Consider the following 10,367-nt stretch of genomic DNA (forward strand, 5'->3'; position numbering starts at 1 on the left):
CTTCCCGCAGCTGGGCCTGCCCTCGGGCATCCTGCTCTCGCAGCTGGTCTTCCTGCTGCTCAGCGGCCTGCTCTCGGACGAGCAGTTCCTGGCCTGGGGCTGGCGGATCGCGTTCCTGAGCAGCGCCGTGCTGATCATCGTCGGCCTGTTCATCCGGCTGCGGATCGAGGAGAGCACCGACTTCGAGAAGGTCCGCGCGTCCGGCCGGGTCGAGAAGCTGCCCGTCGTCGAGGTGTTCCGGCGCAACCCGCGCGGTCTGCTGATCGGCAGCCTGGCCTCGATCGCGGCGCCGGCGACCGGCTACCTGATCACGGTCTACATGGTCTCCTACGGCACGACGACGCTGCGGATCCCGTCCACCACCATGCTGTGGATCGTGTGCGGGATCAGCGTCTGGTCGATGATCGTCATGATCACCTCCGCGGTGTCCGGTGACCGCTTCCGGCGGCGGACGATCTTCGCCGTCGGCGCCGGGCTCGGCGTGCTGTGGGCGTTCCCGATGTTCTGGCTGGTCGACACCCGGTCGGTGCTGCTGATCGTGCTGGGTCTGATGGGCATCATGGCCGCCAATTCGATCATGTCCGGGGTGCAGCCCGCCCTGATCACGCAGATGTTCCCGATCCGGCTGCGCTACAGCGGCTCCTCGATCGCCTACACCGTCGCCTCGATCCTCGGCGGCGGACTCACCCCGCTCCTGGCCACCGCGCTCTACGCCGAGTTCGGCAGCTCGGCCGCGGTCTCCGCGCTGGTCGCGCTGGTCTGCCTGGTCAGCCTCGGCGCGATCCTGGCCGCGGGCCCACGGACCCTGCAGCCGCGCGATCCCGACGACCCCGGCGACCCCGGCGTCGCCGCACCGCCGGTCACGACGGCCGGCCCGGCCGGGAGCCGGTCGTGACCGCGCCGGTGCGCGCCGAGGTCGTCGGGTCCCTGCTGCGCCCCGCGCACCTGGTGCGGGCCCGCGCCGCCCGTCGGGACGGACTTCTGGGCGCCGCGGCGTTCAAGCAGGTCGAGGACCGCGCCGTCGACCAGGCGATCGCACTGCAGGAGGGCTCCGGCCTGGGCGTGGTCACCGACGGCGAGCTGCGGCGCGGCATCTTCACCGGCCCGGTGACCGAGAACGTCGACGGCCTGGAGTACGTCCCCGGCGTCACCCGCACCTGGTACACCGCGCAGGGCCCGGTGCAGGAGGAGCTCCCGCTCGTCGTCACCGGCACCCTGAGGTTCCGCCGGTCGGTCGCGACCGAGGAGTTCGCCTACGCCAGGGCCCGCGCGCGGGCGACGGTCAAGGTCACCCTGCCGAGCCCGCTGATGATGTTCCTGCGCTGGTCGCCGGAGCACTCGACGGCCGCCTACCCGGACGCGTTCGCGATGGCCGCCGACGCGGCCGCGATCGTCCGCGAGGAGGTCCGCGAGCTGGCCGCGCTGGGCTGTCGCTACGTCCAGATCGACGCGCCGGAGATCGCGACGCTGGTCCAGCAGGAGACCCGGGACTGGTACGAGGGCCAGGGGATCTCCACCGACCGGATCCTCACCGAGGGCCTGGACCTGCTGAACTCGGTCACCGACGTCGAGGGCGTCACGTTCGGGGTGCACCTGTGCCGGGGTAACCGCAACGGCCGCTGGATGGCCGCCGGCGGCTACGACCACGTGGCGGAGGCGCTGTTCCGGCGGTGCAGCGGCTTCCACCGCTTCCTGCTGGAGTACGACGACGAGCGCTCCGGCGACTTCACCCCGCTCGCCGCCACCCCGCCGGACCGCACCGTCGTGCTCGGCCTGGTCTCGACCAAGACCTCCCGGGTCGAGACGGTGGACGAGATCGTCTCCCGGGTCCGCGAGGCGGCCGAGCACGTCGACACCGACCGGCTCGCGCTGTCCACCCAGTGCGGGTTCGCCTCGATGGTCGAGGCCCACCCGGACCTCACCGAGGACGTGCAGGCCGCGAAGCTGGCCCTGGTCACCGATGCGGCCGCCGCGGTCTGGGCGGACTGAGCGCCGGCCGGCTCACCCGAACACCACCGTCCGGTGCCCGGTCACCGCGACCCGGTTCTCGCAGTGCCAGCGCACCGCGCGGGCCAGCGCCCGGCACTCCGCCTCGCGCCCGCGGGCGGCCAGCTCGTCCGGGCTCAGGGAGTGGTCGACCCGGATCAGCTCCTGCTCGATGATCGGGCCCTCGTCCAGGTCCGCGGTCACGTAGTGCGCGGTCGCCCCGATGAACTTCACGCCGCGGGCGTGGGCCTGGTGGTAGGGCCGCGCCCCCGTGAAGCTGGGCAGCATCGAGTGGTGGATGTTGATCACCCGACCGGCCAGCGCCGCGCACAGGCCCGGGGACAGGATCTGCATGTAGCGGGCCAGCACGACCAGGTCCGCCCGCTGCGCACCGACGATGTCGAGCAGCGCCGCCTCGGCGTCGGGCTTGGTGGCCGCGGTGACCGGCACGTGGTGGAACGGCACCCCGTAGCCGTCGGCGAGCCGGCCCAGGTCGGGGTGGTTGGACACCACCGCCACCACGTCCACGCCGAGCTCGCCCACCGAGTTGCGGAACAGCAGGTCGTTGAGGCAGTGCGCGAACCTGCTGACCATGATCACCACGCGGGGGCGGCGCGTCGCGTCGGTCAGCTCCCAGGTCATCGCGAACCGGGCGGCCGGCCCGGCGATCTCGCGGCGCAGCGCGTCGAGGTCCGGCGCCTCGCCGTCGACGCGGGCGAACTCGACCCGCATGTAGAAGATGCCCGTGGTCGAGCTGCCGAACTGCTGGCTCTGCACGATCGTGCAGCCGTGCCGGAGCAGGATGCCGGTCACCGCGTGCACGATGCCCGGCGCGTCCGGGCAGGAGAGCATCAGCACGCCGTGCGGTCCGTGCGCGGTCACGGCGGCGTCTGCGGCGCTCGCAGCCATCGGGTCCCTACCTCCTCGGTCGGTGCGGTGGTCAGGCGAGCCGGGCCAGGTGGCGCTGCCGCCACGCCTCCGTGCTCTCCAGGTCGTTGAACGTGAACACGTGGAAGTCGGCCAGCCCGTTGTCCGGCCGGGCGATCGCCGGGGTCAGCCGGTCCAGCAACCGGTCCGGGCTGTACCCGCCGGGTAGGAAGAACCGCCAGAGCATGTTCTGCTGCTTGCGCAGGAACCGGGCCGACTGGCCCAGGCCGAGACCCGCCGAGACGCGGATCAGCTTCTGCCGGCCGACCGCGCCCGGGATCCCGACCCGCACCGGCAGCCGCACGCCCTGCGCATGTACCCGCCGCGCCCACTCCAGCGTGCGGTGCGGGTCGAAGCACAGCTGGGTGACGACGTGGGTGGCGTACGGGGCCTTGTCCGCCAGCGCAGCCGCGATCAGCGCATCCGGAATGGTGCCGTGCCCTTCCGGGTATCCGCCGACCCCCACCGAGGAGAACGGGTGCCCGATGTCGTGCAGGCACCGCAGCAGGCCCAGCGCATCGGTGAACCGCCCGGCCGGCTCGGCCGCGTCACCACCGATCACGAACACGCCGTCGACACCGGCCCCGTGCAGCCGGGCGACGATGTCGGCCAGGTGCGCCCGGTCCCGGACCAGCCGGGCCGCCAGGTGTGGCGCCACCCGATAGCCGTGCCCGCGCAGCCGGACGGCCAGGTCCAGGGTGGGCTCGAGCCCCCTGGCCTCGGTGGTCGTCACGCTCAGCGCGATGTCGGCCGGCACGTGGGCGAGGACCTTCTCCTCGGTGTCGCGGAACGGGAGGATCTCGTAGCCGGCCCCGCGCAGCGCGTCGGCGAGCGCGGCGCGGGCGGGACGCGCGGCGCGGGCCGGGCGGGCCGTCGGGATGTCGATGCTCATGGCGTGGGACCTCTCGTCGACGGCCCGGGACCGGTCGCCGGGGTTGTTCCCCACGCTAGAAAAACCGCTTCCACCAGGGATGACGCGGATGACCGGAGCCGTGCCCGCGGCTCGTCCCGCCGCGCTCGGGACAACTGACGTAGGCGTCGCGGCTCAGCCCGGTCGGTTGTCGAACAGCGCCAGGCCGGCGGCGGTGTTCGAGGCCGGCACGTGGTAGGCGGTGTGCACCGTGCGCACCTGTGCGTTCAGCGCCCCGCGCATGACCAGCCACATGATCAGCTCGATGCCCTCGGACCCGGCCTCGCGGATGTACTGCTCGCGGGTCAGGGCGGCCAACTTCGCCGGGTCGCGCGCGATCTGTTCGAGGAACATGTGGTCGAACGAGGAGTTGATGAACCCGGCGCGGGCGCCGGCCAGCTGGTGCGACATGCCTCCGGTGCCGAGGATGCCGACCGTGCGCACACCGTCGTAGCTCGCGATCGCGCGGCCGAGCGCCTGCCCGAGCGCGTAGCAGCGGGCCGCGGTGGGCTGCGGGTACCGGATCACGTTCACCATGATCGGGATGACCGGGCACGGCCAGGCCTCGCCCGGGTCCGGGGTCCACACCGACAGCGGCACGGTGAAGCCGTGGTCGACGTCGAGCTCCTGGAACACGGTCAGGTCGAAGCCCTCGTCCATCAGGCTCTGCAGCAGGTGGAACGACAGCTCGGGGTCGCCGGTCACGTCCGGGACGGGCCGGCGCCCGAACCCCTCGTCGGCCACCCGGTAGCTCTCGGCCGTCCCGAGGGCGAAGGTGGGCACGACGTCGAGGTCGACGCCGTTGGCGTGGTCGTTGTAGACCAGGATCGCCACGTCCGGGGTGTGCCCGGCCAGCCACTCCCGGGCCGGCCGGTAGCCCTCGAACAGCGGAGCCCAGACCGGGTCGGCCGTCTTCTCCCGGTCCATCGCGGCCCCGATCGACGGGACGTGGGACGTGGCCAGCCCCCAGATCACCTCAGACATCGGTCCGCCCTCCGGCCAGCATCGCGGCCTGGAACTCGGCCTCGGACATCCCTGTGAACACGCCCCCGAGGTACTGCATGGAGTGCCCGTCCATCAGCGCCAGCTTGTACATGTAGAAGATGCTGCCGCCGAGGTCGAGCATGGCCTGCCACTCCCGCTCCAGGACGGCGCCGGTCTGGTCGCCGGTCAGGGCGAACCGGTGGCAGTACGCGGCCTCGTCGCCGCGGAACTCCGCGCGGGCCTGCTCGGCCCGCAGGGACATGAACATCCGGTTCATCGCGTGCCCCCGCCGGCTGGTCGGGCCGTCGAACACGTAGGTCCCCGGCAGGTCCGGCCTGATCTGGCTGCTCATGTGCTGCTCCCCGGTTCGGGCGCGGCGCGACACCGGCGGTCGGTCGCCCCTCCGACGACGGTAGGGCCACGCGGCCGGTCGGCCATCGCGCGCATGTCGCGACCGGTGCCGGGCCGCCCGTCTCCCCCGCACCGCGACATTCGTCGCGGCGGCGGCGCGCTACGTCATATGACCTCCCCGGTCCGGCGACCCGGCCGTCGGGCTGCCGCCATTCCACGGTGCCGCCGGGCCCGCGGCACTCCCTAGCGTGAGCCGACGACGACGACCGTGACCGAGAACGGGTGGCACATGAGCGCGACATCCCTGCAGGACGTGCTGGACGAGTCCGGCAACCCCGTGCAACTGCTCCGGGACTCCCAGGTGGGGGCCTACATCTACCCGGTCGTCCCGGCCGAGTTCACCAACTTCCGGCGCGAGGTGATCGCGTGGCAGACCTCGGCGGTGCTGTTCGACCAGAGCCACCACATGGTCAACCTGTGGGTGTCCGGCCCGGGCGCGTTGGCGCTGTTCACCGACACCGGCATCAACTCCACCGCGACGTTCCCGGTGGACTCGGCCAAGCAGTTCGTGCCGGTGTCCCCCGACGGCGGGGTGATCGGGGACGGCATCCTGTTCCGCCTCGCCGAGGAGGAGTTCGTGTTCGTCGGCCGCGCGCCGGTCGCGAACTGGCTGACGTTCCAGGCCGGGCGGGGGTACGACGTGGACGTCCGCAAGGACGACCGCTCCCCGTCGCGCCCGTACGGCAAGCCGGTGACCCGCGACATCTGGCGGTTCCAGATCCAGGGCCCGCGCGCCTGGGACGTGATCGAGAAGGTGCACGGCGGGCCGGTGGAGAAGGTCAAGTTCTTCCGGATGGGGCACCTGGACGTCGGCGGGCTGCAGGTCCGGACGTTGCGCCACGGGATGGCCGGCGCCCCCGGCCTCGAGCTGTGGGGGCCCTACGAGAGCTACGACCGGACCCGGGACGCCATCCTGGAGGCCGGGCGGGAGTTCGGTCTGGAGCCGGCCGGAGCGCGCGCGTACTCGTGCAACACGCTGGAGTCGGGCTGGATCCCGTCCCCGCTGCCCGCCGTCTACACCGGCGAGGGCATGCGGCCATACCGCGAGTGGCTCGGCGCCCGGAGCTACGAGGCGACCAACGCGCTGGCCGGTAGCTTCGTCTCCGACCGGATCGAGGACTACTACCTCAACCCGTGGGAGCTCGGCTACGGCGGCTTCGTCAAGTTCGACCACGACTTCATCGGCCGCAGTGCCCTGGAGGCGATCGACCCGGCCACCCAGCGGCGCAAGGTCACCCTGGCCTGGAACGCCGAGGACGTCGGCACGCTGCTGGCCAACCCGGTCGCCCAGGACGGGCCCACCTACCAGTTCTTCGACCTGCCCAACGCGAACTACGGCTCCTCGAACTTCGACGAGATCCGGGACGGCAGCGGCGAGGTCGTCGGCCTGTCGCTGTTCACCGGGTACAGCGCCAACGAGCGCACCGCGCTGTCGCTGGCGACCATCGACCCGGACGTGCCGCTGGGCGCCGAGGTCCGGGTGATCTGGGGCGAGCCCGGCGGCGGGTCGGGCAAGGCCACCGTGCAGCCGCACGAGCAGTTCGCCGTCCGCGCGATCGTCAGCCCGGCCCCGTACGCGGCGATGGCCCGCGAGACCTACCAGGCCGGGTGGCGCACCGCCGCCACGGTCTGACCCACACGGCAACGGCGCCGGCCCCCGTGGGGGGCCGGCGCCCTCGCCTGCGGCGCCGCTCACGACGGTGGCGGCACGAGCCCCTGCCGGACCGCGACCAGCGCGGCCTGGGTCCGCGACGTGAGCTGCAGCTTGCGCAGCACGTTGCTCACGTGGGTGCGGGCGGTCCGTTCGCTGATCACCAGCTCGTCGGCGATCTCCTGGTTGGATCGTCCGTGCGCGACCAGGACCAGGACGTCGCGCTCCCGGCCGGTCAGCGCCCCGAGCCCGGTCGGCGGCGACACCATCTCCTGGGTCAGCCGGCGGGCCACGGCCGGGTCGAGGAACACGTCACCGCCGACGGCGGCCCGGATGGCGGCGACGACCTCCTCCGGTTCGGCGTCCTTGAGCAGGTATCCCGACGCGCCGTTGGCCAGCGCCGTGTGCACCCGCTCCAGCTCCCCGAAGCTGGTCAGCACCACCACGCGCACCGTGGGGTACCGGGCGGTGATCTGCGCGGTCGCGGTCGCACCGTCCATCCCGGGCATCATCAGGTCGATCAGGACGACGTCGGGCAGCTCGCCGTGCGCGTCCATCGCCTCGAGGCGGTCCAGGGCCTGCTGCCCGTCCCCGGCCTCGCCGACCGGTAGCAGGTCCTCGTGCACGTCGAGGTAGGCGCGTAGGCCGCGGCGCACCACCGCGTGGTCGTCGACGACCAGTACCCGCACCGGCGTCCGGGGCGCGCGCCCGGCACCGGTCACGTGTCCGGCCGGGTCCGCGGTCGGGCCGCGCCCGGGCGCCGGATGTCCTGCACTGCGACCGGGCATCGGAGTCCTCCCGCGGTGACGCGAGCCTGGCCCCGACGGTCGTCGGCGGCGTCGGGGCCAGCATGCCCACAGCGGGCGGTGCCCGTCACCATCCGGGACCCGAGCGACGCCCCGGTGGCCCGGACTTACGTCAAACGTCGCGGGCCGGCGCGGCCGGGCGGCCGGGGCGGGGCGGTCAATGCGCGCTGGCCGCGCAGGCCCGACCCGACCAAGGTTGGGGCCGGGCCCGGTGCGCCGCAGGGCTCTCCTGCGGCCGGGCCGACTCACCGAGGAGCGACGCATGGACGTCTCGTTCGGGACCGTGTGGGAGGCCGTGGCCGCGCGTCTGCCGGACGCGGTCGCCGTCTGCGAGCCGGGCCGCGAGCGGACCTACGCGGAGTTCGACGACCGGGCCGCGCGGCTGGCCGCGGCGTTCGAGGCGGCCGGAGTCGGGCCGGGCGACACCGTGGCCTGCTACCTGTACAACGGTGCCGCGTACCTGGAGACGGTCTTCGCCGCGTTCAAGATCGGTGCGGTTCCGGTCAACGTGAACTACCGCTACACCGGGGGCGAGCTGTCCTCGCTGCTCACCGACGCGGACGCGGCGGCCCTGGTGTTCGGCGGCGCGCTCGCCGGACGGGCCGCCCACGCCGCCGCGCACGTGACGGGCCTGCGCCTGCTGGTGCGCGCGGGCGCCGCACCGCAGGACGATCCCGGCCCGCAGGCCACGGAGCTGGAGGACCTGCTGGCCGCCACCGCGCCCCGGCCGAACACCCCGCGTCCGGGCACCGATCGCCTGTTCATGTACACCGGCGGCACCACCGGCACGCCCAAGGGCGTCGTGTGGCGGCAGTCCGACCTGATGCACAGCCTCACGGTGCCGATCTTCGGTCCGCTCGGGCTGGGCCGGCTGCCCGGGTCCCTGACCGAGGCGGTGGAGGTGGCGGCCGGCGCGCACGCCGCGGGCCGCGCCCCGGCGACGATGCCGGTCGTCCCGCTGATGCACGGGACCGGGCTGTTCAACACCATGGGTGCGTTGCTCGCCGGCGGCCGGGCGGTCCTGACGAGGCCCGGCAGGCTCGACCCGCGCCATGTCTGGGAGACCGTCGCGACCCGGCGGGTGGGCACCCTGATCGTGGCCGGGAACGCGGTGTGCGGGCCGCTGGTGGACGAGCTCGGGCACGCCGAGGCCACCGGTGCGCCGCACGACCTGTCCTCGCTGCGGCAGGTGATCAGTTCCGGCACGGTGCTCGGCGACCGGCTCAAGCGGTCGCTGCACGAGCGCGCGGACGTCACGATCGTCGACGCGCTCGCCTCCAGCGAGGGTGGCCCGTTCGCGTTCGCGACGACCCGCTCGGCCCGCGACCTGCCCTCACGGTTCCGGCCGGTCGCGGCCACCGCGATCCTCACCGACGACGACCGGTTCCTCGCACCCGGTGACCCGGGCTCCGGTCTGCTGGCCTACAGCGGGCCGACCCCACTGGGCTACCACAACGATCCCGACCGGTCGGCGACGACGTTCCGCACGATCGGAGGGGTGCGCTACGCCGTTCCCGGCGACCTCGCCGCGTACGACCGGGACGGCGCCGTCCGGTTCCTCGGGCGCGGGGCCGGGGTGATCAACACCGGCGCGGAGAAGGTGCACGCGCACGAGGTGGAGAGCGCCCTGCTCGACCACCCCGCGGTCACCGACTGTGTCGTCGTCGGCATCCCGGACGAGACGTGGGGCGAGCGGGTCGGCGCGGTCGTCGCGACCGCGGAGCCGGCCGCCGTGGGCGAGGCGGACCTGCAGGAGTGGGTTCGGCGGCGCCTGGCCGGGTACAAGGTTCCACGCCGGATCGTGGTGTGCACGGCGCTCGCACGTACCCCCACCGGGAAGCTGGAGCTCGCGTGGGCCAGGCGGGTCCTCGCCGGGCACGCGGCACGTACCGAGCACGATCGCTGACCCCCCGGGAGGGACCATGGGCCTGTCGCAGACACGGCGGCACTCGCTGTTCGGGGCGGGGCACGCCCGGCCGGCGGACACCCTGCCCGTCGATCTGCTCGACGCGCTGAACGCGGACGCCGACCGCTACCGGTTCGATCCCGGGGTGCCGCCGGGGTGCGGGACGGCGGCGACGGCGTCCCTGCACGACCCGGCGCCCGCCGCCGCGGCCCGGTGGCTGGCCGCGACGGCCGGGCGTGCCGATCTCGGCGGGCCGTTCGCACCGAACGACGCCGGCTACCACTGCACGCCGCGGGGCAGCGACTCCACCGCACCGCTGCGGACGTCGCGCTTCTACGCCGAGTGCGTCGCGGTGGTGGTCCTGCGCGGGCACATGTCCGTCTCGGTGCACGCCGAACGGGACCGCGGCCTGGTGCTGGACGGGTGGTCCGCCGGTCCCGGGGACGTGGTGCTGCTGCGCGGGTGGAGCCCTCTCGGGCAGGCCGACCCGCGGCCCTACCACCGGTTCGCGGTCGCCGACGGACGGAGCTGCCTGACGTTGCGTGTCGGGCACAACCTCGTGGCGTCGGTGCCTCCGTCGCCGTGGCTGACCGGGCTGACCCGCGCCGAGATCACGACCGCCGGTTACCTGGCCGCGCGCCCGGTGTCCCCGTGCCGGCCCGCCCCCGACCGCTGACCGCAGGTCCTGCTCAGACGGTGGTGGAGACCGACTCGTGCCAGGGGATGACGAGTTTCTTCGTCGTCGTCACGGCCAGGTAGAGCAGCGAGCCGAGGACCGCGAGCAGC

10 protein-coding genes are annotated in these 10,367 nt (G+C 73.5%); 5 read left to right on the plus strand and 5 right to left on the minus strand.

All coding sequences use genetic code 11. The features are described from left to right. Positions 1-895 (plus strand): MFS transporter (locus tag I4I78_RS24615; protein WP_218613863.1); only part of this gene is annotated, 895 nt, incomplete at its 5' end. Continuing rightward, a complete protein-coding gene (locus tag I4I78_RS24620) occupies positions 892-1,989 on the plus strand; it encodes a cobalamin-independent methionine synthase II family protein (protein WP_218613864.1) in 1,098 nt (365 codons plus the stop codon). The genes I4I78_RS24615 and I4I78_RS24620, both read left to right, overlap by 4 nt. Positions 1,990-2,001: 12 nt before the next feature. Here I4I78_RS24620 and purU read toward each other — a convergent pair whose 3' ends face one another. The 4 genes from purU to I4I78_RS24640 all read right to left on the minus strand — a co-directional run bounded on the left by purU (position 2,002) and on the right by I4I78_RS24640 (position 5,159). Further along, positions 2,002-2,895, minus strand: a complete 894-nt coding sequence (purU, locus tag I4I78_RS24625) for a formyltetrahydrofolate deformylase (RefSeq protein ID WP_218613865.1) — start codon at positions 2,893-2,895, stop codon at positions 2,002-2,004. A gap of 31 nt (positions 2,896-2,926) precedes the next feature. After that, positions 2,927-3,805: a methylenetetrahydrofolate reductase gene (locus tag I4I78_RS24630; protein WP_218613866.1), complete on the minus strand. Its 879-nt coding sequence runs from the start codon at positions 3,803-3,805 to the stop codon at positions 2,927-2,929. Positions 3,806-3,958: 153 nt separating this feature from the next. Next, positions 3,959-4,807 carry a class III extradiol dioxygenase subunit beta gene (locus tag I4I78_RS24635; RefSeq protein ID WP_218613867.1) on the minus strand — a complete coding sequence of 283 codons (849 nt, stop codon included), beginning with the start codon at positions 4,805-4,807 and terminating at the stop codon, positions 3,959-3,961. Beyond that, positions 4,800-5,159 (minus strand): protocatechuate 3,4-dioxygenase, encoded by a 360-nt coding sequence (locus I4I78_RS24640; protein ID WP_218613868.1) that lies wholly within the window; start codon positions 5,157-5,159, stop codon positions 4,800-4,802. The genes I4I78_RS24635 and I4I78_RS24640 overlap by 8 nt, the downstream gene beginning before the upstream one ends. 288 nt (positions 5,160-5,447) lie before the next feature. Between I4I78_RS24640 and I4I78_RS24645 the strand changes: the two genes are divergently transcribed. Beyond that, positions 5,448-6,851 carry an aminomethyl transferase family protein gene (locus I4I78_RS24645; RefSeq protein ID WP_218613869.1) on the plus strand — a complete coding sequence of 468 codons (1,404 nt, stop codon included), beginning with the start codon at positions 5,448-5,450 and terminating at the stop codon, positions 6,849-6,851. 59 nt (positions 6,852-6,910) lie between these two features. Here the strand turns inward: I4I78_RS24645 and I4I78_RS24650 are convergent, their stop codons facing one another. Beyond that, complete coding sequence (locus I4I78_RS24650) at positions 6,911-7,657, minus strand: response regulator transcription factor (RefSeq protein WP_218613870.1); 747 nt, start codon at positions 7,655-7,657, stop codon at positions 6,911-6,913. A 280-nt stretch (positions 7,658-7,937) separates the two neighbouring features. Here I4I78_RS24650 and I4I78_RS24655 point away from each other — a divergent pair, with 280 nt between their 5' ends. Beyond that, positions 7,938-9,581: an AMP-binding protein gene (locus I4I78_RS24655; RefSeq protein ID WP_218613871.1), complete on the plus strand. Its 1,644-nt coding sequence runs from the start codon at positions 7,938-7,940 to the stop codon at positions 9,579-9,581. Between the two features lie 16 nt (positions 9,582-9,597). Beyond that, positions 9,598-10,257 (plus strand): hypothetical protein, encoded by a 660-nt coding sequence (locus tag I4I78_RS24660; protein ID WP_218613872.1) that lies wholly within the window; start codon positions 9,598-9,600, stop codon positions 10,255-10,257. Positions 10,258-10,367 lie beyond the last annotated feature (110 nt).

Origin of the sequence: Pseudonocardia sp. KRD291 (assembly GCF_019263595.1) — a bacterium.
Lineage (GTDB): Bacteria > Actinomycetota > Actinomycetes > Mycobacteriales > Pseudonocardiaceae > Pseudonocardia.